This window comes from Vibrio sp. M60_M70, assembly GCF_037162085.1.
Taxonomy (GTDB): domain Bacteria; phylum Pseudomonadota; class Gammaproteobacteria; order Enterobacterales; family Vibrionaceae; genus Vibrio; species Vibrio diabolicus.
Genome location: NZ_JARLUL010000001.1, coordinates 2673411 through 2699472, shown reverse-complemented (window position 1 = coordinate 2699472; position 26062 = coordinate 2673411). Strand labels below are relative to the sequence as shown.

The 26062-nt window shown below is 42.8% G+C and carries 23 protein-coding genes, 2 tRNA genes and 1 pseudogene; 23 read left to right on the top strand and 3 right to left on the bottom strand.

The features are described 5' to 3' along the window. Positions 1-200: 200 nt before the first annotated feature. Complete coding sequence (greA, locus tag P4S59_RS12565) at positions 201-674, top strand: transcription elongation factor GreA (protein ID WP_005380065.1); 474 nt, start codon at positions 201-203, stop codon at positions 672-674. A gap of 83 nt (positions 675-757) precedes the next feature. On the opposite strand, the gene yhbY is transcribed toward greA, so the two are convergent. Then, the gene (gene yhbY, locus P4S59_RS12560) at positions 758-1054 is read right to left on the bottom strand and encodes a ribosome assembly RNA-binding protein YhbY (protein ID WP_005380066.1); all 297 of its coding nucleotides are present in this window, start codon (positions 1052-1054) and stop codon (positions 758-760) included. 138 nt (positions 1055-1192) lie between these two features. On the opposite strand from yhbY, the gene rlmE reads away from it, so the two are divergent. The 22 genes from rlmE to P4S59_RS12450 all read left to right on the top strand — a co-directional run bounded on the left by rlmE (position 1193) and on the right by P4S59_RS12450 (position 24331). Continuing rightward, entirely contained in the window at positions 1193-1822 is a 630-nt protein-coding gene (rlmE, locus tag P4S59_RS12555; protein ID WP_337168498.1) for a 23S rRNA (uridine(2552)-2'-O)-methyltransferase RlmE, read from the top strand. Positions 1823-1930: 108 nt separating this feature from the next. After that, positions 1931-3904, top strand: coding sequence for an ATP-dependent zinc metalloprotease FtsH (gene ftsH / locus P4S59_RS12550; RefSeq protein ID WP_164666318.1), 1974 nt, complete (start codon positions 1931-1933; stop codon positions 3902-3904). A gap of 52 nt (positions 3905-3956) precedes the next feature. After that, positions 3957-4787, top strand: coding sequence for a dihydropteroate synthase (gene folP, locus P4S59_RS12545; protein ID WP_031780413.1), 831 nt, complete (start codon positions 3957-3959; stop codon positions 4785-4787). A 19-nt stretch (positions 4788-4806) separates the two neighbouring features. Continuing rightward, the gene (glmM, locus tag P4S59_RS12540; RefSeq protein ID WP_337168497.1) at positions 4807-6147 is read left to right on the top strand and encodes a phosphoglucosamine mutase; all 1341 of its coding nucleotides are present in this window, start codon (positions 4807-4809) and stop codon (positions 6145-6147) included. 221 nt (positions 6148-6368) lie between these two features. Beyond that, entirely contained in the window at positions 6369-6707 is a 339-nt protein-coding gene (secG, locus tag P4S59_RS12535; RefSeq protein WP_005380080.1) for a preprotein translocase subunit SecG, read from the top strand. A gap of 16 nt (positions 6708-6723) precedes the next feature. After that, positions 6724-6807 (top strand) — tRNA-Leu (locus P4S59_RS12530). Between the two features lie 56 nt (positions 6808-6863). Further along, positions 6864-6940: transfer RNA gene (locus P4S59_RS12525), tRNA-Met, on the top strand. Between the two features lie 225 nt (positions 6941-7165). Then, positions 7166-7621 carry a ribosome maturation factor RimP gene (gene rimP, locus P4S59_RS12520; protein WP_005394659.1) on the top strand — a complete coding sequence of 152 codons (456 nt, stop codon included), beginning with the start codon at positions 7166-7168 and terminating at the stop codon, positions 7619-7621. A 36-nt stretch (positions 7622-7657) separates the two neighbouring features. Further along, positions 7658-9145: a transcription termination factor NusA gene (gene nusA, locus P4S59_RS12515; RefSeq protein WP_005380084.1), complete on the top strand. Its 1488-nt coding sequence runs from the start codon at positions 7658-7660 to the stop codon at positions 9143-9145. 22 nt (positions 9146-9167) lie between these two features. Then, positions 9168-11876 carry a translation initiation factor IF-2 gene (infB, locus tag P4S59_RS12510; RefSeq protein WP_012841448.1) on the top strand — a complete coding sequence of 903 codons (2709 nt, stop codon included), beginning with the start codon at positions 9168-9170 and terminating at the stop codon, positions 11874-11876. Positions 11877-11990: 114 nt separating this feature from the next. Next, complete coding sequence (gene rbfA, locus P4S59_RS12505; protein ID WP_005380087.1) at positions 11991-12386, top strand: 30S ribosome-binding factor RbfA; 396 nt, start codon at positions 11991-11993, stop codon at positions 12384-12386. Further along, entirely contained in the window at positions 12386-13339 is a 954-nt protein-coding gene (gene truB, locus P4S59_RS12500) for a tRNA pseudouridine(55) synthase TruB (RefSeq protein WP_337168496.1), read from the top strand. The genes rbfA and truB overlap by 1 nt, the downstream gene beginning before the upstream one ends. Positions 13340-13480: 141 nt before the next feature. Beyond that, positions 13481-13750, top strand: a complete 270-nt coding sequence (rpsO, locus tag P4S59_RS12495) for a 30S ribosomal protein S15 (RefSeq protein ID WP_005380094.1) — start codon at positions 13481-13483, stop codon at positions 13748-13750. A gap of 292 nt (positions 13751-14042) precedes the next feature. After that, on the top strand, positions 14043-16178 hold the full coding sequence (pnp, locus tag P4S59_RS12490; protein ID WP_005394655.1) for a polyribonucleotide nucleotidyltransferase: 2136 nt from the start codon (positions 14043-14045) through the stop codon (positions 16176-16178). 179 nt (positions 16179-16357) lie between these two features. Further along, entirely contained in the window at positions 16358-17278 is a 921-nt protein-coding gene (gene nlpI / locus P4S59_RS12485) for a lipoprotein NlpI (RefSeq protein WP_012841449.1), read from the top strand. 98 nt (positions 17279-17376) lie between these two features. Further along, entirely contained in the window at positions 17377-17799 is a 423-nt protein-coding gene (locus P4S59_RS12480; RefSeq protein ID WP_005394653.1) for a MarR family winged helix-turn-helix transcriptional regulator, read from the top strand. Between the two features lie 360 nt (positions 17800-18159). Beyond that, a complete protein-coding gene (locus P4S59_RS12475) occupies positions 18160-19047 on the top strand; it encodes a site-specific integrase (protein WP_337168495.1) in 888 nt (295 codons plus the stop codon). Positions 19048-19100: 53 nt separating this feature from the next. After that, on the top strand, positions 19101-19391 hold the full coding sequence (locus tag P4S59_RS12470) for a hypothetical protein (RefSeq protein ID WP_337168494.1): 291 nt from the start codon (positions 19101-19103) through the stop codon (positions 19389-19391). A 3-nt stretch (positions 19392-19394) separates the two neighbouring features. Next, positions 19395-21524, top strand: coding sequence for a hypothetical protein (locus tag P4S59_RS12465; RefSeq protein ID WP_337168493.1), 2130 nt, complete (start codon positions 19395-19397; stop codon positions 21522-21524). Between the two features lie 13 nt (positions 21525-21537). Next, complete coding sequence (locus P4S59_RS12460) at positions 21538-22263, top strand: hypothetical protein (protein WP_337168492.1); 726 nt, start codon at positions 21538-21540, stop codon at positions 22261-22263. Between the two features lie 50 nt (positions 22264-22313). Further along, entirely contained in the window at positions 22314-23690 is a 1377-nt protein-coding gene (locus P4S59_RS12455; RefSeq protein ID WP_337168491.1) for a hypothetical protein, read from the top strand. Next, complete coding sequence (locus P4S59_RS12450) at positions 23687-24331, top strand: hypothetical protein (RefSeq protein ID WP_256964261.1); 645 nt, start codon at positions 23687-23689, stop codon at positions 24329-24331. Before P4S59_RS12455 ends, P4S59_RS12450 begins: the two co-directional genes overlap by 4 nt. Before the next feature lie 239 nt (positions 24332-24570). On the opposite strand, the pseudogene P4S59_RS12445 reads toward P4S59_RS12450, so the two are convergent. Next, positions 24571-24930: pseudogene (locus tag P4S59_RS12445) on the bottom strand (transposase); the annotation flags it as partial. A gap of 216 nt (positions 24931-25146) precedes the next feature. Continuing rightward, positions 25147-25953, bottom strand: a complete 807-nt coding sequence (locus P4S59_RS12440; protein ID WP_337168490.1) for a LysR family transcriptional regulator — start codon at positions 25951-25953, stop codon at positions 25147-25149. Positions 25954-26062: the final 109 nt, after the last annotated feature.

Below are 26062 nucleotides of genomic sequence, written 5' to 3'. Positions count from 1 at the left end.
TGATGCACTCTAGAATCGTTCTAAAAGTGACTTATATCATTATGCCGAAAATGCATAGTCTTACAGCCTTTCGAATTAAGATGATTTCGTCCGGGAGTTTGTTTACACTAAATGAAATACATCTTTAAGCGCACTACCCAGCCCTATGGCAGGGTGGGCTTTTTTTTGTCCAAAGACCCATTTGGGCTTGAGGTTATAAAATGGAAAAAGTTCCAATGACACTACGTGGCGAGCAAAAGCTACGTGCAGAACTCGATCGTCTACTTAAACTACGTCCTCAAATTTCAGAGGCAATCGCTGAAGCTCGTGAGTTAGGTGATTTAAAAGAGAACGCAGAATATCACGCCGCTCGAGAAGAGCAGGGTATCTGTGAAGCACAAATCCGTGACATTGAATACAAACTGTCAGTTGCTCAAGTAATTGATGTAACGAAGATGGAGAACACGGGTAAAGTTATTTTTGGTTCAACCGTAACCTTGATTGACATCGACACCGAAGAAGAAAAAACATACCAAATTGTTGGTGATGACGAAGCAGACATTAAAGCTGGCCGTATTTCAGTAAGCTCACCAATTGCTCGTGGCTTGATCGGTAAGATGGAAGGCGATGAGGTTGCTATTCAAACTCCGGGTGGCGCGAAAGACTTCGAAATCGACCGAGTAGAGTACATCTAAGTCGTTGAGAGTAGTCTGTTACTCCAATAAAACGCAAAAAGGTCGCCAATGGCGACCTTTTTTCTTCAGCAACGTAAGTAGAATTACTTACGAGGGATTTCGATTTTACGCTCTTCAGACTGGCGGTACAGCACAAGCACTTTACCAATAGTCTGAACTTTTTCTGCGCCCGTCTCACGTACGATAGCGTCGATGATTAGCTGTTTTGTTTCACGATCTTCTGAAGCAACTTTTACTTTGATTAGTTCGTGATGGTTAAGAGCGATTTCAATTTCTGCTAGCACGGCTTCTGTAAGTCCATTTGCGCCCATTAGCACGACAGGTTTTAAACTGTGAGCTAGGCCTTTAAGGTGCTGCTTTTGTTTGGTGCTTAGGTTCATTACGCGGCCAATTTTCTTTAAAATAAGGGTTGAAAAAAGCTATTTTAACGCCATCTATTGCTGAAGACTATAATTTATTGAGTAATAGGTAGCGCCTATTAAAACAATAGCTCCAATTTGCGCCTTGTTGGGATTAAAATGAGTAAACAAAAACATTCGGCTAGTTCTGGTCGTTGGTTGAAAGAACACTTTGATGATAAATACGCGAATGAGGCTCGTAAAAAAGGCTATCGCTCACGTGCTTATTTCAAGATCGATGAGATTCAAACGAAAGATAAATTGTTAAAGCCTGGGATGACAGTCGTCGATTTGGGTGCGGCACCGGGCGGGTGGTCTCAATATGCTGCTAAGATAGTAGGAGACAGTGGTCAGATCATTGCGTGTGATTTGCTTCCTATGGACCCGATTGCAGGTGTCAGCTTTTTACAAGGCGACTTTCGCGATGATGTAGTATTGGAAGCTTTGCTAGAAAGAATCCAACCTTCAATGGTAGACGTAGTAATGTCTGACATGGCACCTAATATTGCGGGAAATAACTCTGTTGACCAACCTCGTGCTATGTATTTAGTTGAATTGGCTTTAGATATGTGTCGACAAGTTCTAGCGCCTAATGGTAGCTTTGTCGTAAAGGTTTTCCAGGGGGAAGGCTTCGATCAGTATGTGAAAGAAGTCCGAGACATGTTTAAAGCCGTAAAAATTAGAAAACCAGACTCATCGCGAGCTCGCTCTCGAGAAGTCTTTGTTGTAGCCACTGGTTACAAAGGTTAACCATTTTGCTCTCTTGAGAGCGTGTTAACACTATAGCTACAGTGAATGAACTGTAGTACCCTACCTTTAATTACAATTAGTTATCGAGAGGCTTACACCTTGAGTGACATGGCAAAAAATTTAATTCTGTGGCTTGTTATCGCCGTCGTATTGATGTCGGTATTCCAGAGCTTTGGCCCTGGAGAAAGCAATGGCAGAACCGTGGATTACACCACGTTTGTACAGGAAGTTGGCCAAGGCCAGATTCAAGAAGCAACTTTTAAAGACGGTGAAATTAGCTTTGTTCGTCGTGGCGGCGGTGCCAAAATGGTCACTTACATGCCAGTGTATGACCAAAAGCTTCTAGATGACCTAATTAACCAAAACGTGAAAGTACAGGGCACGCCTCCAGAAGAGCAAAGCTTGCTTGGTACTATTTTCATTTCTTGGTTCCCAATGATCTTACTGATTGGTGTATGGATTTTCTTCATGCGTCAAATGCAAGGCGGCGGCGGTAAAGGCGCCATGTCTTTTGGTAAGAGCAAAGCTCGAATGATGAGCGAAGAACAAATCAAGACAACTTTTGCTGACGTCGCTGGTTGTGACGAAGCAAAAGAAGATGTGAAAGAGCTGGTGGACTACTTGCGCGATCCAAGCCGCTTCCAAAAACTGGGCGGTAAGATTCCTACTGGTGTGTTAATGGTTGGTCCTCCTGGTACTGGTAAAACGCTTCTAGCGAAAGCCATTGCTGGTGAAGCAAAAGTACCGTTTTTTACCATCTCGGGTTCAGATTTCGTAGAAATGTTTGTGGGTGTCGGTGCATCTCGTGTACGTGACATGTTCGAACAAGCTAAGAAAGCAGCGCCTTGTATTATCTTCATCGATGAAATCGATGCGGTAGGTCGTCAGCGTGGTGCTGGTGTCGGTGGTGGTCACGATGAACGTGAGCAAACACTAAACCAAATGCTAGTAGAGATGGATGGTTTCGAAGGTAACGAAGGTATCATCGTAATCGCTGCAACTAACCGTCCAGACGTTCTTGACCCAGCGTTGCTACGTCCTGGTCGTTTTGACCGCCAAGTAGTGGTTGGATTGCCAGATGTACGTGGTCGTGAGCAGATTCTAAAAGTACACATGCGTAAAGTCCCTCTAGCAGGTGACGTAGAGCCTTCTCTAATCGCTCGTGGTACACCAGGCTTCTCTGGTGCTGATTTAGCAAACCTAGTCAACGAAGCGGCGCTATTTGCTGCGCGTGGTAACAAGCGTAACGTTTCTATGGTTGAATTCGAATTAGCGAAAGACAAAATCATGATGGGTGCCGAGCGCCGTTCAATGGTGATGTCTGAAGAGACAAAAGAGTCAACGGCTTATCACGAAGCAGGTCACGCAATTGTTGGTCGTTTAGTACCTGAGCACGATCCAGTGTACAAAGTGTCGATCATTCCACGCGGTCGCGCGTTGGGTGTGACTATGTACCTACCAGAGCAAGACCGTGTCAGCATGTCTCGCCAGCATCTAGAGTCTATGATCTCTAGTTTGTACGGTGGTCGTCTAGCGGAAGAGCTTATCTACGGTGCTGATAAAGTCTCAACAGGCGCGTCAAACGATATTGAACGTGCAACTGATATTGCTCGTAAGATGGTTACTCAATGGGGTTTCTCTGAAAAGCTTGGTCCTCTACTGTATGCAGAAGATGAAGGTGAGGTGTTCCTTGGTCGTAGCGTGACTCAGACTAAGCATGTATCTGATGATACGGCGAAGCTGATTGATGATGAAGTTCGTCAAATCATTGACCGCAACTATGACCGTGCGAAGAAGATTCTTCAAGAAAACATGGATATCATGCATGCGATGAAAGATGCGCTGATGAAGTATGAAACCATTGATGCTCGTCAAATTGATGATTTAATGGAGCGCAAAGCTGAAATTCGTGAGCCTGCGGGTTGGAGTGATAACTCAACTAGCAAACCTGAAGACAGCGAGAAGTCTCAAGCAAAGCCAGAAGTTAAAGAAGAAGCAACGGACGCTGCGAAAGATGCAGAAAAGTCTAGCTCTCCAGAAGCGACTTCTAGCGAAGCGCCTGAAAAGAAAGACTCTGAATAAAGAGTGTTGATAATAATAAACCCCGAGTTATCTCGGGGTTTTTGTGTTTATGATGATGATTACAGCAAATAACAAATCTTTAGATCTTTCCCGTCCACATGTTATGGCCATTCTAAATGTGACTCCGGATTCCTTTTCGGATGGTGGTAAATACAACTCGATTGAACTCGCCCTTGCTCAAGTTGATAAAATGATAAAGGCTGGTGTAAGCATTGTTGATGTTGGTGGGGAGTCGACAAGGCCTGGCGCGCCAGATGTGTCTTTAGAAGAAGAACTTCGACGTGTTGTCCCAGTAATCAAGGCCATTCGTGAAAAGTACGATGTGTGGATTTCGGTCGATACCAGTAAAGCGGAAGTTATGCGTCAAGCTATTGATGCTGGTGCAGATTTGATCAATGACATTCGATCTTTGCAAGAACCTGGTGCTCTCGAAGTCGCAGCAGAAGCAAAGCTTCCAATTTGTCTGATGCATATGAAAGGTCAACCTAGAACCATGCAAGTTGCACCTCATTATGATGATGTGATGAGCGACGTATCTGCCTTTCTAGAAGAACGTATCGCGGCATGTGAAGCAGCAGGGATTGATAAATCTCAACTGATTCTCGATCCTGGGTTTGGCTTTGGCAAAACGATAGAACACAATTATCATATGCTCGCTCATCTTGAAAAGTTTCATGAATTCGGCCTGCCAATTTTGGCTGGCATGTCTCGTAAATCAATGATTTTTAAATTGTTGGATAAGCCTGCGGCTGAATGTACAAATGCGAGTGTCGTTTGCGCTACGATTGCAGCAATGAAAGGCGCGCAGATCATTCGTGTGCATGACTTTGAAGAGACAATCGAAGCAATGAAAGTTGTTGAGATGACGAAAAACAATATTTAAAAATAATAAAGGAAAGTTTATGTCGAATAAAAGACGTTACTTTGGTACCGACGGTGTGCGCGGTAAAGTAGGGCAATACCCAATCACTCCGGACTTCGTACTTAAGCTTGGCTGGGCTGCTGGTCGTGTACTAGCAAAACAAGGCACAAAGAAAGTTATTATAGGTAAAGATACGCGTATCTCCGGTTATATGCTTGAATCTGCATTAGAAGCAGGCCTTGCTGCAGCGGGACTTAAAGCAACATTTACTGGTCCAATGCCAACCCCAGCAGTGGCATATTTAACTCAAACTTTCCGCGCAGAGGCGGGGATTGTGATTTCTGCATCGCATAACCCATATTACGACAACGGCATTAAATTCTTTTCTTCTGAAGGTACTAAGCTACCTGACGATATAGAGTTGGCGATTGAAGCTGAACTGGATAAAGACATTGAATGTGTTGAGTCTGCAGAACTTGGTAAAGCCACTCGTCTAAATGACGCTGCTGGCCGTTACATCGAATTCTGTAAGAGTACTTTCCCATCTGAATTGAGTCTTGCAAACTTTAAAATCGTGGTAGATTGTGCGCACGGTGCAACGTACCACATTGCTCCAAATGTCTTCAAAGAGCTTGGCGCAGAAGTTATTGCAATGGGCGTAGAGCCTAACGGCATCAACATTAATGAAGAAGTGGGCGCAACAGATGTTCGTACGCTTCAAAAGCGTGTCGTTGAAGAGCAAGCACACCTTGGTTTAGCATTTGATGGTGATGGGGACCGTATCATTATGGTCGACCACCTTGGCAACAAAGTCGATGGCGACCAAATTGCTTACATTATTGCTCGTGATGCTCTTCGTCGTGGCGAGCTAAAGGGTGGTGTAGTTGGTACGTTGATGACTAACTTGGGCATGGAAAATGGCTTAAAGCAGCTAGGCATTCCATTCGTACGTGCCGCTGTTGGTGACCGTTATGTCATGGAACAACTGCTAGAAAAAGGCTGGAAAATTGGTGCTGAAAACTCAGGCCATGTGATCTTATTAGATAAAGTCACCACGGGCGATGCGATTGTTGCAGCACTGCAAGTACTTGCTTCTGTAGTTGGCAGTGATATGTCTTTGCATGAGCTATCGCAAGGCATGACGTTGTATCCTCAGGTTCTAGAAAATGTCCGCTTTGCAGGGGAAAGTAATCCTCTTGAAGCTCAAGCAGTACTAAACGCCGTCGCCGAAGTAGAAGCTACTCTGGGTGATAAAGGACGTGTATTGTTGCGTAAATCTGGCACAGAGCCTTTGATTCGCGTTATGGTGGAAGGTGAGGATGGCGAGCTAGTTCAAAGCTCTGCACTGAAAATTGCCGAAGCTGTAAAAGCAAGTTGTTAATCATTGCGTTAAAGTGTGCAGTGAATGAAAAGGGCATCTTTTGCCCTTTTTTTGAGCGCTTAGCGCATTGGCATTGATTTTTTACTAATTTTCCCTTGTCAGCGTTACCGGCTTTCGCTAGTATTGCTCCGCCTCCCGTTAGGAGGTCGCTAGCCTTGTTCAATTATGATTTATTCTCTTGAACGGCGCTGGCTCAACAATTTGGAACATAGGTGGAAAAAATGTTTTCAGTTCTACTTGTGATTTACCTGTTGGCAGCGCTTGGTGTGATTGGCCTTGTGTTGATTCAACAAGGTAAAGGCGCAGATATGGGAGCCTCGTTCGGTGCTGGTGCTTCAAACACAGTGTTTGGTGCTGGCGGCTCAGGTAATTTCTTAACCCGAACAACTGCTATTTTAGCAACCGTATTCTTTATCGTTAGCTTGTTGCTTGGTCGTATGTCTACGCACCAGACTGAATCACAATGGGTAGACCCAACATTAGGTCAACCAGTTGTTGAACAAGTTAAGGATGCAGCGAGTGAAGTTCCAGCCCCTGCGGGTGATGAAATTCCTCAATAAGCTGTAAGGTTTTGATGCCGAGATGGTGAAATTGGTAGACACGCTAGCATGAGGTGCTAGTGCCTTAGGTGTGAGGGTTCGAGTCCCTCTCTCGGCACCATGTATTTACAAACTTGTAAATCACTTGTTTGCGAGTATAATGCTCAGCAAGTCGGACGCGGGGTGGAGCAGCTTGGTAGCTCGTCGGGCTCATAACCCGAAGGTCGTCGGTTCAAATCCGGCCCCCGCAACCAATCTCTTTCTTTAAGAAGAAATCGTAGATTGGCAAGTTTGCGTAGTGCTAACCACACTACGAGTTAAGAGAAGCATTTTTTGGCTATTCTTAACGTATCAGGGTCCAGCAGCATAAAACCCCGACTATCGGGGTTTTTTGTTATCTGAGCTTTTTGAAATAGCTCAGAGACTGCTTGGTTTTTTGATTGGGCTCTGAGCCCTTTTTTTGTTTCTGGAGTGGTTAAATGACTGGTTTAGAAAGACAACTTACTGAAATGCTTGAAGCACCAGTAGAGGCATCAGGCTATGAGTTGGTTGGATTAGAATTCATTCGTGCAGGCGCGCACTCAACGTTACGCATCTACATTGACCATGAAAATGGTATTAACGTGGACGACTGTGCAGAAGTTAGCCACCAAGTTAGTGCGGTTTTAGACGTTGAAGATCCAATTTCTGTTGCTTACAGCCTAGAAGTGTCTTCTCCAGGTTTAGAAAGACCACTTTTTAAAGCAGCACATTACGAGCAATTTATTGGTCACGAGGTCAGCATCGTATTGAAAATGGCTGTAGCAAACCGTCGTAAGTGGAAAGGTATTATCCACGGCGTTGATGGCGAAACAGTGACAATTACTGTAGACGGTCAGCAAGAAGAGTTTGCTCTAAGTAACATTTCCAAAGCTAACCTGATCCCTAAATTTTAGTTCCCTAAAAAAGTTTAAGCTTAGAGGCTAAATACAATGAGTAAAGAAATTTTAGCGGTAGCAGAAGCGGTATCGAACGAAAAAGCGGTACCTCGTGAGCGTATCTTTGAGGCTCTTGAGATTGCTCTAGCAACTTCTACAAAGAAAAAATACGAAATCGAAATCGACGTACGTGTTGCCATTGACCGTAAAACTGGTGAGTTTGTGACTTACCGTCGTTGGTTAGTTGTTGATGATGTTGAGAACCCTACAAAAGAGATCTCACTAGAAGCAGCACAGTACGAAGATGACTCAATCGAGCTTGGCGACTACGTAGAAGACGAAATCGAATCAGTAACGTTTGACCGTATTACGACTCAAACGGCTAAGCAAGTTATCGTACAAAAAGTTCGTGAAGCTGAACGTGCACAAATCGTTGAGCAGTTCATCGACAATGAAGGTGATCTAATCACTGGCGTTGTGAAAAAAGTAAACCGCGACACAATCGTACTTGACCTTGGTAACAACGCTGAAGCGGTAATCCTACGTGATGACCAACTTCCTCGTGAAAACTTCCGTCCAGGCGACCGCGTTCGTGGTCTTCTTTACAAAGTCGCGCCAGAAGCACGTGGTTTCCAACTGTTCATCACTCGTTCTAAGCCTGAAATGCTGGCAGAACTATTCCGTGTTGAAGTGCCTGAAATCGCTGAAGATATTATCGAGTTGAAAGGCGCGGCACGTGATCCTGGTTCTCGCGCTAAGATCGCTGTCAAAACAAATGACAAACGTATCGACCCTGTAGGTGCGTGTGTTGGTATGCGTGGTGCACGTGTACAAGCTGTTTCTGGCGAACTTGGTGGTGAGCGTATCGATATTGTGCTTTGGGATGATAACCCAGCTCAATTCGTTATCAACGCAATGGCGCCAGCTGATGTTGCTTCTATCATCGTTGATGAGGATGCACACTCAATGGACATCGCAGTTGAAGCTGACAACCTAGCGCAAGCTATCGGTCGTAATGGTCAAAACGTGCGTCTAGCATCTCAACTAACAGGTTGGGAACTGAATGTTATGACAGTTGCTGATCTTCAGAAGAAACACGCTGAAGAATCACAAGCATCTATTGAAAACTTCATGAAGTACCTAGATATTGAAGAAGACTTCGCTCAACTTCTTGTTGAAGAAGGTTTCTCAACGCTAGAAGAAATCGCATACGTGCCAGTTAACGAGCTACTAGAAATCGATGGTTTGAATGAAGAACTAATCGAAGAGCTTCGTGGACGTGCAAAAGATGCACTAACGACGATCGCACTAGCACAAGAAGAGTCTTTTGAAGGTCTAGAACCGGCTGAAGATCTGCTTGCACTTGAAGGTCTTGAGCGTGAGATGGCATTTAAATTGGCAGCGAAAGGTGTAGCGACACTGGAAGATCTTGCTGACCAAGGTATTGACGATTTAGAAGGTATCGAAGGCCTGACCGAAGAACGTGCAGGTGAGCTAATTATGGCCGCACGTAACATCTGTTGGTTCGGCGAAGAAGCATAATTTTCGGCAAGGAGGAAGCGGCATGACACAATTAACAGTTAAAGCACTGAGTGATGAGATTGGTACGCCAGTCGACCGCTTGATTGAACAACTTGCTGACGCTGGCATTAAAAAGGCGAGCTCTGACAATGTTACTGATGAAGAGAAGCAGAAGCTTCTCTCTCATTTAAAGAAAGAACACGGTGATAAATCAGGTGATTCAGAGCCGACTCGCCTTACGCTTCAGCGTAAAACTCGTAGTACACTTAGTGTGAACGCGGGTGGTGGCAAGAGTAAGAATGTTCAGGTTGAGGTGCGCAAAAAACGTACATACGTGAAGCGCAGCACAATTGAAGATGAAGCGAAACGTGAAGCTGAAGAAGCAGCACAACGTGAAGCAGAAGAAGCAGCAAAACGTGCAGCAGAAGAAGCTGCAAAACGTGAAGCTGAAGAAGCTGCAAAACGTGAAGCTGAAGAAGCTGCAAAACGTGAAGCGGAAGAAAAAGCGAAACGTGAAGCTGAAGAAAAAGCGAAGCGAGACGTAGATACGAATGCACAACGCAATGCTGAAGAAAAAGCAAAGCGTGATGCTGAAGAGAAAATTAAGCAAGAAGCAGCGCGAAAAGAGGCCGACGAGCTTAAACGTCGTCAGGAAGAAGAAGCTAAGCGTAAGGCTGAAGAGGAAAGTCAGCGCAAGCTTGAAGAAGCTCGCGAATTGGCTGAAAAGAATAAAGAGCGTTGGTCTGCTGCAGAAGAGAAAAAGGGTGATATGGAAGATACAGATTACCATGTAACGACTTCACAATACGCACGTGAAGCCGAAGATGAAGCAGATCGCAAAGTAGAGAGCGGTCGTCGTAAGAAGAAAAAAGCTTCAGGTAAAGACGACCAAGCTCGCGGTGGCCGTAACAACCAACGTGGCGGTAGAGGTCGTAAAGGCAAACTTGCTAAACCGACTTCAATGCAGCATGGCTTTGATAAGTCAGCTACGGTTGCTAAGCAAGACGTTGTAATTGGCGAAACGATCGTTCTATCAGAACTTGCTAACAAGATGTCGGTTAAAGCGACAGAAGTTATCAAAGTAATGATGAAGATGGGCGCTATGGCGACTATCAACCAAGTGATCGACCAAGAAACAGCACAACTTGTTGCTGAAGAAATGGGCCATAAAGTAGTTCTTCGTAAAGAGAACGAACTGGAAGAAGCGGTACTATCTGACCGTGACACTAACGCGGAAGCAGTTCCACGTGCTCCAGTTGTTACTATCATGGGTCACGTTGACCACGGTAAAACGTCAACACTTGACTACATCCGTCGCACACACGTTGCTTCTGGCGAAGCGGGTGGTATTACTCAGCACATTGGTGCGTACCACGTTGAAACAGACAACGGCATGATCACGTTCCTTGATACTCCTGGACACGCAGCGTTTACTGCAATGCGTGCTCGTGGTGCTCAAGCGACAGATATCGTTGTTCTTGTAGTTGCAGCAGACGATGGCGTAATGCCACAAACAGTAGAAGCGATTCAGCACGCGAAAGCGGCAGGCGTTCCTCTAATTGTTGCTGTGAACAAGATCGATAAAGAAGACGCGAACCCAGATAACGTTAAGAACGAGCTTGCTCAATACGACGTTATTCCTGAAGAGTGGGGCGGTGAGAACATGTTCGTTCACATCTCTGCTAAACAGGGTACAAACATCGATGGTCTTCTAGAAGCAATCCTTCTTCAGTCTGAAGTTCTTGAACTTACAGCTGTAGCTGAAGGCATGGCATCTGGTGTTGTTGTTGAATCTCGCCTAGATAAAGGTCGTGGTCCAGTTGCAACAGTACTTGTTCAATCAGGTACACTAAACAAAGGCGACATCGTTCTTTGTGGTCAAGAATACGGCCGTGTTCGTGCAATGCGTGATGAGCTAGGTAAAGAAATTACTTCGGCTGGCCCATCTATCCCTGTAGAGATCCTAGGTCTTTCAGGTGTACCATCTTCAGGTGATGAAGCAACAGTAGTTCGTGACGAGCGTAAAGCGCGTGAAGTAGCTAACTACCGTGCTGGTAAGTTCCGTGAAGTGAAACTTGCTCGTCAGCAGAAATCTAAACTAGAGAACATGTTCTCTAACATGACTGCTGGTGAAGTTGCTGAACTTAACGTTGTACTTAAAGCAGACGTTCAAGGTTCTGTAGAAGCAATCGCAGACTCACTAGTTAAGCTATCTACTGACGAAGTTAAAGTGAACATCGTTGGTTCTGGTGTTGGTGGTATTACGGAAACTGACGTAGTACTAGCGGAAGCTTCAAACGCAATCATCCTTGGCTTTAACGTTCGTGCAGATGCTTCTGCTCGCCGTGCTGTAGAAGCCGCAGCTGTTGACTTACGTTACTACTCAATCATTTACCAATTGATTGACGAAGTTAAACAAGCAATGGGCGGTATGCTTGCTCCAGAATTCAAGCAAGAGATCATTGGTCTTGCTGAAGTTCGTGACGTGTTTAAGTCACCGAAACTGGGCGCTATCGCTGGTTGTATGGTTACAGAAGGTGTGATCAAGCGTAACAACCCAATCCGTGTACTACGTGATAACGTTGTTATTTACGAAGGTGAACTAGAGTCACTACGTCGTTTCAAAGATGACGTTCAAGAAGTTAAGAATGGCTACGAATGTGGTATCGGCGTTAAGAACTACAATGATGTTCGCGTTGGTGACCAAATCGAAGTCTTCGAAATCGTTGAAATTAAACGTACTCTAGACTAATTGACTAAAATTACTAATATTGTCTTTGAAAGATAAGTAGTAATTGGTTGTTGAATACACCATGGGGGGCTGGCTTTGACCAACCCCCCATTCTTTCTATATAAGAGTAAAGATATGTCAAAAGAATTTAGCCGCACGCAGCGTGTTGCACAGCAGCTGCAAAAAGAACTAGCGATGATCCTTCAACGTGAAGTTCGTGACTCTCGCCTTGGCATGGTGACGATCTCAGACGTAGAAGTCTCTCGTGACCTAGCTTACGCAAAAGTATTTGTGACCTTCCTATGTGTGGGTGAGCAAACACCAGAATCATGTCTAGCAGCGCTACGTGAGCACGAAGTGCACATTCGCATGATGTTAGGTAAGCGTATTCGTCTACGTTTAACGCCAGAAATCCGCTTCCACTATGACAATACGCTTGTTGAAGGTATGCGTATGTCTAACCTAGTGTCTGAAGTCGTTAGTTCAGACAAACAAAAGCAAAAAGATTCTGGTCGTGAGGACGAAGAATAATGGCTCGTCGTCGTAAAGGTCGTCCAATTAATGGCGTTATACTGTTGGACAAACCAACAGGTATCTCTTCCAATGATGCACTGCAAAAAGTAAAGCGAATCTACTTTGCTGAGAAAGCAGGCCACACTGGAGCCTTGGACCCATTAGCGACAGGCATGCTGCCAATTTGCTTGGGTGAAGCGACGAAGTTTTCTCAGTTTCTTCTAGATTCTGATAAACGCTACCGTGTGATCGCAAAGCTTGGTGAACGTACCAACACGTCTGACTCGGATGGTGAAGTTGTAGAGACGCGTCCAGTCGATGTTACGTTAGACAAGCTAGAAGCGTGCATCGATAAGTTCCGTGGTGAATCTGATCAAGTGCCTTCCATGTTCTCTGCGTTGAAGTATCAAGGTAAACCCTTGTATGAATACGCTCGTAAAGGCATCGAAGTTCCGCGTGAATCTCGTAAGATCACGGTATATGAGATTGTTCTTCACCGTTTTGAAGGCGATGAAGTCGAGATGGAAGTGCATTGCTCAAAAGGCACCTACATTCGTACCATCGTGGATGACCTAGGCGAAATGTTAGGTTGTGGTGCGCACGTAACTATGCTTCGACGCACTGGTGTTGCGAAATACCCTTACGAGAAGATGGTGACACTTGAGCAACTGAATGAGTTACTAGAGCAAGCACACCGTGAAGAACTCGCTCCTCGAGAACTACTGGACCCATTGCTGTTACCAATGGATACAGCGGTAGAAGACTTACCAGAAGTCAACTTAGTGCCTGAACTGGCGGATATGGTTCAGCATGGGCAACCTGTTCAAGTATTTGGTGCGCCCACCGAAGGCTCACTTCGCCTTACCATGGGTGAAGAGTGTTTGTTTATTGGCGTAGGCGAAATGAATGAAGATGGCAAAATTGCTCCTAAGCGATTGGTCGTGTTTCGAGATGACGTCGCATCCAAGTAAATGATTGAAAATACCGACCTGAGTGTCGGTATTTTTATATTGCACGAGATAGGAAATTTCCCTATAATCCGCGCTTCGCGTAGCGGCTGAATCAGAGATTGGCTGCTACAACTTTAAACCTACTCTTATTAGGAGAGAATTATGTCTCTGAATGCAGAAACTAAAGCAGCAATCGTTGCAGAATACGCACAAGGCGAAGGCGACACTGGTTCACCAGAAGTTCAAGTAGCTCTACTTACAGCTTCTATCAACCACCTACAAGGTCACTTCAAAGCGCACAAAGGCGATCACCACAGCCGTCGTGGTCTTCTACGCATGGTTTCTCGTCGTCGTAAGCTTCTAGATTACCTAAAAGGTAAAAACCTAGCTCGCTACCAAGACCTAATCAAACGTCTAGGCCTACGTCGCTAATCAGCGACTGCATAGCAGTTTGTCTAAAAAGGGGCTTTATGCCCCTTTTTTGTTGCCTAAATTTAGCCAAATTAGACTTATGCCGTTATAATACTGGCGGCTAAACCTCGTAAGAGGTTTTCTCAAAAGCTCATAGCATTACAGTCAACCACGTCGACCAAAAGGTCGCGACTATTCAAAAGGAATTTCCGAGTTTCTTTTTACTAGTCGCGATTCGTAATGCCTTGAGTGTCAATTAACACATCTAAGATTTCTTTAAGCACTAAAGGAAGATTAGAAACAAGGAATAACAATGTTCGAAAAACCAGTTGTTAAAACGTTCCAGTACGGTAACCACACAGTTACTTTAGAAACTGGCGTTATTGCACGTCAAGCTACAGCAGCAGTTATGGTCACAATGGATGATACGTCTGTATTCGTATCTGTTGTAGGTAAAAAAGAAGCCGTTGCAGGTCAAGACTTCTTCCCACTAACGGTTAACTACCAAGAGCGTACTTACGCTGCGGGTAAAATCCCAGGCGGTTTCTTCAAGCGTGAAGGTCGTCCTTCTGAAGGCGAAACGCTAACAGCTCGTCTAATCGACCGTCCAATCCGTCCGCTATTCCCAGACGCGTTTAAAAACGAAGTTCAGGTTATCGCGACAGTAATGTCTGTAAACCCAGATGTTCAGCCAGATATCGTTACAATGATCGGTACTTCTGCTGCTCTTGCTATCTCTGGCATTCCATTCAACGGCCCTATCGGTGCGGCGCGTGTTGGTCATATCGATGGTCAGCTTGTACTTAACCCTAGCCAAACTGAACTAGAAACTTCTAAGCTTGACCTTGTTGTTGCAGGTACAGAGTCAGCCGTACTGATGGTTGAATCAGAAGCGGACAACCTAACTGAAGAAGAAATGCTAGCAGCGGTTGTTTACGGTCATGATCAACAACAAGTTGCTATCAAAGCTATCAACGAATTCAAAGCAGAAGTAGCAACTCCTGCTTGGGATTGGGTTGCTCCTGAAGAAAACACAGCACTTAAAGATAAGATTGCTGAGCTAGCAGAAGCGAAGCTTGTTGAGGCTTACAAAATCACTGAGAAGATGGCTCGTTACGACCGTATCAATGAGATCGCTGCGGAAGTAAATGAAGTTCTTCTTGCTGAAGATCCTGAAGCGGATACAAAAGAAATTCACACTATCTTCCATGATCTAGAGAAAACAGTTGTACGTCGTAGCATTATCGCGGGTAACCCTCGTATTGATGGCCGTGAAAAAGACATGGTTCGTGCACTAGATGTACGCACTGGTGTTCTTCCTCGCACACACGGTAGCGCACTATTCACTCGTGGTGAAACTCAGGCTATCGTGACGGCAACTCTAGGTACTCAGCGTGATGCTCAAATCATTGATGAGCTAACAGGCGAGCGTAAAGATCACTTCCTACTGCACTACAACTTCCCTCCATACTGTGTAGGTGAGACTGGTTTTGTAGGTTCTCCTAAGCGTCGTGAAATCGGCCACGGTAAACTGGCTAAACGTGGTATCGCAGCAGTAATGCCATCAGTAGATGAGTTCCCATACACAGTACGTGTTGTATCGGAAATCACTGAATCTAACGGTTCATCTTCAATGGCTTCTGTATGTGGTACGTCTCTTGCGCTTATGGACGCAGGTGTGCCAATCAAGTCTTCTGTTGCGGGTATTGCAATGGGTCTTGTTAAAGAAGGCGACGACTTCGTTGTTCTTTCTGACATCCTTGGTGACGAAGACCATCTAGGTGATATGGACTTTAAAGTAGCAGGTACTAACACTGGTATCACTGCTCTTCAAATGGACATCAAGATCGAAGGCATCACTAAAGAAATCATGCAAATTGCGCTTAACCAAGCTCAAGGCGCACGTAAGCACATCCTATCTGTAATGGATGAAGCAATCTCTGGTGCTCGTGAAGACATCTCTGAATTTGCTCCTCGTATTCACACAATGAAGATCAGTGCAGAGAAGATCAAAGACGTTATCGGTAAAGGTGGTGCAGTTATCCGAGCTCTAACTGAAGAGACTGGTACAACTATCGAAATCGAAGACGACGGTACTATCAAGATTGCTGCAACTGAAGGCACTGCTGCGAAAGAAGCTATCCGCCGTATCGAAGAGATCACTGCTGAAGTTGAAGTTGGCCGTATCTACACGGGTAAAGTTGCACGTCTAGCTGACTTCGGTGCATTTGTAACGGTTCTTCCAGGCAAAGATGGTCTGGTACACATTTCTCAAATCGCAGAAAAACGTGTTGAGAAAGTGTCTGACTACCTAGCTGAAGGCCAAGAAGTTCAAGTTAAAGTTCTTGAAATCGACCGCCAAGGCCGTGTACGTCTAAGCATGAAAGAAGCGGTAGAAAAGCCAGCTGAAGAAGCTGCTGCTGAAGCACCAGCTGCGAAAGACGAGTAAGACAAAATGAGACTTTCAGCCTTTTATTAGATTAAGGGCCTGAAAGCATGTTATAAAAGGGGAGCATTTTCGCTCCCCTTTTTTTGGTTTATTTCGACGCATTAACCTCAAACGAGGTTATCGCCTATATTGCATTAAGAGAAATAAATTTTGAGCGGTCCAAACAGGAGTATCAATTAGTGAAATGGTTTCAAACCGCAAGTTTATGTGTTGCTATCGCGCTGACCGGTTGTGCAAATACTTCTCAGCAATCAGCACAAAAGTGGCTATATCCACCGATGGCGGTGCCACTTCAGCCTAGCGTTCAACAAGAAGTACAAATCGCGCGTTTATCGCAGTTGCTACAACGTCCTGATCTCAGTGATGAAGTACGCGCTAAAATGCATTATGAGCGCGGTAGCTACTACGATAGCGTTGGTTTGCGTGATCTTGCCCGTTTGGACTTTAACCAGTCTTTGCAGTTGAATCCTGCTCAACCGGATATCTTCAATCTTTTGGGGGTGTATTTCACCCAAGTGGGGGAGTTTGACGCGGCTTATGAAGCGTTTGACTCGACCATAGAGTTGGCTCCGGATAATACCTATGCTGAGCGCAACCGTGCGATTGCACTGTATTATGGTGGCCGAATCGATCTCGCTTTAGAAGATATGACCAAGCACTATCAAGAAATGCCAACGGATCCTTTTCGTTCATTATGGCTGTACATCATCGAAGCTGAGCAAAATCCAGAGCAAGCAAAAGCCAATCTTCAACAGCGTTATTTACGAGATCGTAGTGAAGAGTGGGGATGGGTTCTTGTTGCTATCATGCTACGAGACGTCTCGGACGAAGACGCTCTTAAAGCTATTATGGATGGAACGAGAGAGAACTATCGCCTAGCTGAACGATTGACGGAAACGTATTTCTACCTTGGAAAGCGTAATCAGCTTGAAGGTGACATCGCAAGTGCCATCTCACTTTATAAGCTCGCGATTTCGTTCAATGTTTATGATTATGTTGAGCACCGGTATTCCTTCTTGGAACTGGCACAAATCTACGATCAATTACAGCAAGACAGATTAGCCAAGCTAAAGGCCGCTAAGAAGCAGGAAATTGAATGATTTAGAGCCGCTCGATGAGAGCGGCTTTTTTATGATTGAACTTGATGAGTGACTCATTTAAAATAGTTAGCCTTGCTAACTAAGTGGTGGTGGATTTTATGGCACTAGAAGAAAGCTTGATTGATTTAGAGCGTTTTTGCGCCAAAGCTTGGCGTGTTTATGCCAAAGAAGATCCGTTATCACATCTAAGCTTTAATGAGTTCGATTATTTACGTGTGATTCAGGTTTACCCTGAGGGTGTACGAATAACCGATCTTGCAGAAGAGTTGCAAGTGACTAAGCCTTCCGCATCGACAATGGTTGTTCGTTTGGAAAAAAAGGGTTTGGTGAAACGCATCGCATGTAATGAGGATGCCCGTGCTAAGCGTGTATTGCTGACAGAAGAAGTCGCAGAAAAAATGTCTTTGGAGCAGGTGGTTTACAAAGATATCTCTGAACAAATGATGCAACAATTAAATCAGCAAGAAGCTGAGCAGTTACAAGCTTTACTGAATAAAGCATTGAGCAATAAGTCATTTTAAATTAAACCAAAGGCCTCCGCTGTACGCATTAGCCTTTGGTGTTTCATTTTTCTTTTATTTAATTTAACCATTTAGTTAGCCTTGCTAATTAAATGGTTAGCTTTGCTAACTACTGGTGGCAGTCATGCAAAACTCAATTTATAGACAGTTTTGGAAATATACGATTCCAACCGTCGCAGCAATGCTCGTGAACGGTTTTAATCACCAATAATACTACTGATTAATTTCTGTTAGTTATATTTTCACTTTATAGCTTTCCATTCTGTTTCTATGAAACTAACAGAAAAAAATAGAGATTATGTTTGTTTGATGTAAATAAGATGTTAACCTTAAACTAACGGAAATAAATAGAGATTATTTATGTTGGAGTCGATTAAGGTTAGCAATTACGAGTTTGATGTAACTTTAACCCAAGATGCTTATGTGCTTTGCCTTGAGGGTACACCACTAGTGTCTGCTAATGCTTATCTCGCATACAAAGGGAAAAGAGTAAAGACCGATGCTTTGAGAAATAAAGCTCAGATGTTGAAAACCTATCTATCACAGGTACTTACTGACTATAATGACTGGATGTTTTTGGAAGATGATCGTGAGAATCCAGAAAAAAATAGGTATGTTAAAGCAAGCACTGCTCACTTAGAAGTAAATGATAGCTATGTGTCTGGGTATTTGAATCTCCTAGCTAGAGGTGATGTAAAATTCTCGAAAGGTATACCGCTAGAAAATTCTTCTATTACTCAGCATATCCACGTTATTCGTGAATTCTACCAGTTTTGCTATGACTATGGACTGTCATCATTTAATCCAAGCTTTTCTTATCTTTATGATAAATATACTCAAAAGCAAACCGCAACTATCGGGTTGGATAAGGCTATCCACGATCTTTACTATGATGAGGATGAGTTTAATACGTTATTGAACTACTTGACAACAATCAATCCATTTCTCCATGAGAGAGATCGTCTTATTCTCTTACTATGCTACTACTCTGGCATAAGACCACATGAACTGATCAAGTTTCACAATTTTACAATCAAGCGCTTGTTAAAAGTAATAGACAAAGATGCACCGTTCAATGCTAGTACAGAGTTGATCGTTACTGGTAAAGGAAGAGGTGCAGGTAAATTGCGCAAAATCATCATACCACCACAAGTCTATGCCCCGTTGAAAGAATTTTTGTATGTGACAATTCCCTTTGGGAAGATAAACAGCAAATCAAATTTTCAGGATCAATTTTTACATCATTAAGTGGCAAGCCTTTGAAGTCTTCTAGCTGTTTTAATGATCAGCAATGGAAAAAAATGGTTAACGCATACATTTCCAAAGGAATGTTAGACATCACGGAAATTGAATTGTGGAAAAAGAGAGATCTGTATTCAACACGGCACTGCTTTGCAACAAACCATGTTATTCAGCAACGTAAAGAAGGGAAGCGTTTAGATCAAATCTCTCTTAAAGAACTGATGGGGCATTCTAACTTTTCTACAACGTTAGCTTCATATATTTATCTTGCAGCAGTCCTAACAGAAGATGAAAGTCTTAAAAGCTATGCAGTTGAAATGTCAGATAAAGACCAAGTAGGGAGAAGCTAGATCATGAGTGAGTTTTCATTTGAAAGTACGATAGCTCGTTCTTATCTAGTAAGCCACGAGGACTTTTTGAGTGGTAAAGTGGATGAAGTGTTTACTCCTGAGCGAATTTGCTTCTACGCTATCGCTAGTGAAAGAAATGTTAACGGTCGAGTGTTTGAGTGCTTTAAGCCCACTTCAATTCAGTCTCCAATATTGGATTGCTTGTTTGCATATTTGAGTTCTAAGTCTGTCAGAAAGCAGTCTTTAAACTCGAAAAATCGATTATCTAGAGGTTTGAAAACACTGTTTTTAGCAATTGAGAATGATATAGACAGGATTAATGACCGAGGGTTTATTAAGTCGTTATTCATATTGCTGAAAAAGAACGGTGTAGCTGTGGGAAGCTTTAACTTGATTGTCGGGCTTTTAAATAAAGCTCTTAAGTCGCACGAGGTTTACGGTGTTGCATATTCAATAGAGATAAGAAATGCACTTAAAGAGTTGCCACGTACAGTTAATGTAGAGACAAAGCCTCGTGACACGCTTGGTCAAAAATTATTGGGTAGACATAACTCGAATCAAGCAGAGAAACAGTTGTGGTCTGGTTTTAATGGTTTTCTTCGTGAAGCATGGGAGATATCGAATGAGTTAGATTCACTTATTCAATCCGAATATCGCCATGATATGGATTTGTATCATCAAATTATTGAGGCATATACGGGGAAGAATGGCTTCAACTCATACCCGTCCAAGTTGCAAAGGAAGTTACTAACAACTTTATCTCGTTGCTATATAGATGGTAATGAAAGGCTACTAGCATTGCACTCTTCGCCAGAAAAACTAGTTTATGTAGAAGATATTGAAACACCGTTGAGGTTTTATAGTTATTGGTTTTCTAAAGGGAAGAAATGCTTCAATGGTCACGCTAAAGTACTAGGGAAAGGTTCAATCACTGTGCCATTAAGTACAGGGTTGTTACTGCCACGGTATGATGCCTCTTTCACAGATCTAGAGTTGATTGTATGTAGGTTAATACTTGCTAAATATCAATTTTCAGACTCAATGTTGAGACGATTAACACCAAGCTGTATCTCGGTAAACTTAAGCTCTGGTAAAGGAGGAAGCGTACAGGTTGAAGAGAATAAAAACCGTGGCGGCTCAAATCCGAACACAAATCGAGGTCATGTTTATATATTCACTCGTACTAAGAATAAGTTTGAGTTTGAGGTTTTTTCTCAGTTTTACAACAAACTCCGCAAGTATTACTCCGCAGAGAACCTGTCAATAACAGCCACTCCGATTTCAAAAGCCTCACAGACAAAAACTTTCGGCAAATCAATATATAACTTAACAAAGCAATTTGAGAATGCAGTGACTAACTTTCCCGCATGTTTTTCTGAGGAAACGGCGCACTTTATTCAAACTTGGGTTACAGCTAAGAAGGAGTTCAAAGCAGCCTCTCAGGGTAAACAAAAGAAAAATCTACACTTAGGTCTCACGGCAATTTCAACAACTCAAAAAGTTATGCAATTTGATTATCATTTGGTTGGTAAAGAGGTTAGTGACACAAGTTTTGAGGCTAATGATGGTGTTACAGAACAAATGGAGGCAGATCAAAGGTCTCATACTCTTAAGACTGATATCAATGTGTATGAAGCTCGAAATCATAGTCCAGTAATGCTGGAAGCTGATCACAAAGTCGGGCAACAAGTTGCTAATAGGATGGTTGAAGAAGCTAGGTTGCTTAAAGGAAAAGCAAGGGTTCTTTCACTGTCAGAAGTCAAAGAGATGTTTGATTTAAGCTCAGAATCTGAAAAGTTAACAGCTATGGAGTTACCTGAATTTATCAATAAAACAGGGTGTGATATCACAGAGTTTTTAGGTGTAGAGCACGAAAGTTCCCTTTTATTTGTGAAGCACCCACTGGTTTTAGCGTTCTTGAAACTTCATATAGATCATATTGATAAAAGTTTACCGAAGCTAATTATCGATCAAGTATCTATCGGTGAAACGCTCTCCGATAAAGTTATTAAGGCAGAGGCTCTCCGAGTTGTCCTGGCTTCGATTATTGAAGAGTTTGAAGGTACGCTTCATAGGGAAGCTGATGAAATACTTCGTGACTATGAGTTACCTGTTTTTGCACCGATTATATGAGAGGAAGTTATAGATGGCTGTAGTACTTAATCATACTATTCGAGATATTTTAGACTCTCAGAAAAAGGGAGAGGCTTCGTCAGAAAGGCTGAACAATTTATATGATACTGAATTTATTGTCGGTGACAGTCACCTAGATGTTAGCTTTTCTGGCACACAGTTATCTTCAGAATCAAAAGTGGTTCTTCGGTATGCGATTGTTCAAGCGCTTGGCGGATACCTAGAAGCAGGTGTATTGAGTGCGGAGAGGCTCTATGTATTTGAGCGGCTCGAGTATTTTTGTGAGTATTTGAATGCTCATAATATTGTCCACATTCTGGATGAATTTAACTTTGAGCATGTTGTTGGGTATTTGTATTTTCTCATAGATAAGAGACCCGAAAATGGGCAAGAGATTTATGCTCACCAATCAATAATCACGCTCATGAAATTCTTGAATGACTTTTCTAAGTTAGCTATTGATGGTAGTTGCGTTTGGGCTACGACAGCAACACTCAGCAGGTCAAAGTTATCTAAGGTCGCATCAGAGTACATCAGTGAGAAATACCCAGATGTAGACGTATTGGAGTGGCTTTACGGAGGCAGTCTTGAAGCAGTATCGCTTTCCACGGCAATGTTGATGCTTAACTATTCTATTGAACAACTTGAAAGTATTGAGCATAAAGTCATACAAGCATACTTTGATGTTTGTAGGGGGAGGGTGTATGCGACTGGTGGATTAATGCTAATAAAAAGTTAGCAGGGGCTGCTGCTCTCATTGTTGAGCATGGTCATGATGATTTTGAAGCAATGGAGTATGTAAAAAGTTCAAATGCTCCTTCAATTTTATCTCGACTTAGAAATATGACTCCAAACTTCTATAGGTGGTTTGATAAGGTGAATGCAAGACTTACAGATAAGCTTTCTTTGCCAAGTTTTATCTCTATTGTACAAGTAGTAGTACCATCGCAAGCAGTTCTCTCTGAAAAGGTTAGGCATTACCACAATTGCTCATTGACCGTTATTGCTATTCTCACTGGTATTCGAGTACACGAACTAGCTAATATAAAAGCCAACAATGCGATTAAAGAGGAAAGTGGCGTTGTTTATTTAACCACGAGAATCGATAAAACCCATCAAGGGTTGCCTGTCACCCGCTCCACTGGAGATGCCGTATCCATAGCGGTAGATTCACTTTTAGAACTTAGCTACATAGATAAAACTCAGCCATTAAAATACAAAGTGAATGGAGTCATAAAGGAAGGATATTGCTCCATTTTCTATAACGCAGCGACATATGCAGCGAGGCGTTACCATACTCAACCAGACAAACTTGTTAATGATTTAAAAGCGGCTTGGTTAGGTGTGCCTGACTCTCAAGTAAAAAAAGAAGCACGAAATGGCACTTTAAATCGATTCATTAATGATATCTATGAAAAGACCTTAAAAAGCTTATCTCCTGAGACAGAAAAAGAGATTCGAGATCTTGATGAAAATATTTCAGTGCATGCTTTTCGCCACACGTTTGTTGATTTCTTACTTAGGCGGTTTGATGGTGATGTGTATCGGGCAATTAGACGCTGTTTTGCTCATTCATCTAAGGATGTTATGAATTATGTTGATAACTATATACGTAATAAAGTTAGCCCACAGGTGCAGAGTATTGCTGAGCGAGCATATACTCATGAGTTGATTAAGAAAATTGCAGGAGATATAAACCATACACAGTTCACTGGTGCTTCTGTAGAGTATGTGCGTAAAAAACTCTCCACAATGAGTTGGGTTACTATGGATGAGCTGGACGAGAAAATCTATGACTGGATCTCTAGTGATGGGGATGGGTTGGTAAGATTGGTTCCCCACTCTTACGGTTTCTGTATGCTATTTAAAGACAGAGTACCATTGGCTAAATGCCGTGATTTTTCGGGGGTTGCAAAAGTTGAACGTGGTGAAAGTAACCTTTGCCTTGGTTGCTCGAATGTTGCAGTGAAATCGGACTCTCATCTAACGACTTTGGAGCAGCTTCAGACAATTCATATGAACCTGCTTGAGTCGTCAAAAAAACCTAATAATTTAATGTCACTTGTTAACTCTAACAAATGCAGGCAAAGACAAGAGTCGCAACGCATAATCAAAACAATTGATGCTCTAAGGTCACAATTAAATGAGCTGGAGGTGGCGAAATGAAGCTAGTCGGCTTATCCAAAAAGAAAAAAGAATACCCAAGCGCTTACTATGAACTCTCTGAATTACAGCAAGTTATTTATCGCGTGTGTGAAGATGAGTATGAGAAAGCAAAAGTTCGCATCGATAATGCCACTTCACTTTTGAAGGTTCGAGAACGCACGATAAACAAGAGCGAGGTAGCAAGGATAGCGGGGGAAAAGCTGGGTAGAGCTAACCTTAACCACTCACATATGTCTAAGGAAAACTGCCTATTTCTTTTTAGCAGTATTAATGCCTGGAATGCAAAGCTTAAAGCACACTTTGAGTTATCTAGCTATGTACTCAACTCGAAAGCTCGTCAGCCTACGAAAGAAGAGCTAAAAGCTGAGTTGGGTAAAGCTAAGAAAGCCAAAAAGGAGTTTGGTCGAGAAGTCCTTGATTACTATACTAATGCTGTATTGATACAGTCTGAAGCAGTTCTTAAAACCAAAGTAGCAAAGCTTGAAAGAGAAAATGAAGATTTAAATAAGAAGTTAGTTGATGTTACTGCCAGTAGAGATGAACTGTTAAAGCAAATAGCGGAACAAGGAGAGAGTGAACTTGCTATTAAACGTTTAAGAAAAGAAATACTGAACCTGCAAGGACAGCTTAAACAAACGTAGAAGACACGTAGAAAGGCTAACAAACTTGTTTGTTAGCTTTCAGGTGAATTAGTCTGAATGCAACCTGTCAGTTTCATTACCTCGATGTTACTAGATCGGACAGGTTGCCCTAAATCGGTGTTACCCGATTCCTTGCTGGCAAATAGGAAGAAATCCTTCTTAGTTGCCTAAATCACATATGCCCCAAAATCATTCAGAGTAAAAACTCTTGCACACTTCTAACCTAACGAGGTTTCCCTATCAAAAGCATCTTTAACCTTTGCGTCAAACTCTTGGCGAGTTGCTTCGCATTGAATAGCCTTGTGGCGACATTTATTCCAATAATACAGCGCACTTCAAGAAATTCTGAACACCTTAGCTATTAGGATAACACTGAAATACAACAAGTGTTCGAGCATGAATTCATAGTAATCTACTTTAGCGGCTAGCTCTAGTTGACTGGTTGTGGTGTCTTTCTTGGCGGTCTTGCGCCAAGCGTAGAGCTGAGGTTCATGTAAGGAGGCTGTCTGGCTGTTGAAGCTACTCCTACTTTCTCAGCTAGCTTCAGAGTTTTGGCCTTAAATAGGAGCATGGATAATACGTTTCCCCTTGTTTGTCATGGTTCACCCTGTTAGTGATTGTACTCACTTAACTCAGTGTCCAAAACTACTGGTGAGGATCATTGAGCTTTCCGATATCCGTTACGAACTAGCTGTCACGAAGATTCGCTACAATATCAGTGACGGTTCGTCTCACTAGCTCTGCTAACCAAGTTATTCGAGGATGGTAGTTGTCGCAGCGTAAAGAAGTCATTTCTATATCAAAGTCAGGTATTTCTATGGGGGAATGCACATAGTGAGTGAGTCTTCGATTAAGTCTGACTTGCCCACCATCTCAGCCATAACTGCAAGAACTTTTCGACCTGTTAGCATTCTCCTTATGGTCAAAAATCTGGTTGTCCCCATTACTACATTGCGTTTGATATTCATCGAGGATAACGTCCTATCAACTTTTGTTGATAGGGTTTTATTAGCCGTAACTATCATTTGTGGAGTGTCGAGGTATACATCTAACGGTATGGGAAGTGGGCATTTCAATACCTCGTTATCAAAGATACAAAGGTGGCGTTCCCTGTAGAGAAAAGTGCTATTTACTTTATTGGGTAGATTCGAGAAGGCACCGATACATAAATCTACATCACGAGACTCTAGAGCTTCTACACAATTATTACCATCGATTGGCTTGAACAGCACTTTTGCGTTTGGAGCTAGAGTTTGCAGTTTGTCAAACAAGCTTGGGCCAAATATTTGCTCAGCGTAGTCACTGAGTCCTACCATAAAGGTTCCCTCAAAACCTTCTGGTATAAAATCATTTGATTTGATTATATCTTGACTAAAGATATTCATGATTTGCCTGACTTTTGGCTCGATTTCGTAGGCTCTCAATGTTGGACGCATGACATTCCCATCTCTTTCAAAGAGAGGATCTGCCAATAATTCTCTCAACCTTTTCAAATTGTAACTTGTCGCAGGTTGCCCAAGATGCAAGCTCTCCGCTGCTTTGGATACGCTTTTGTGTCGAAAAAGTGCATCGAAAGTAAGTAACAAATTCATATCCACACGCTGCCAGTTTATATCACTCATAAAGACCTCCGTTTAATCTAATATTAGTGCATTCAATACAGAATATAAAATTATTCGATTTCATTAATTTTGAAGCAACTCTTAAACTTCCCAAGAATTTAATTTAAGG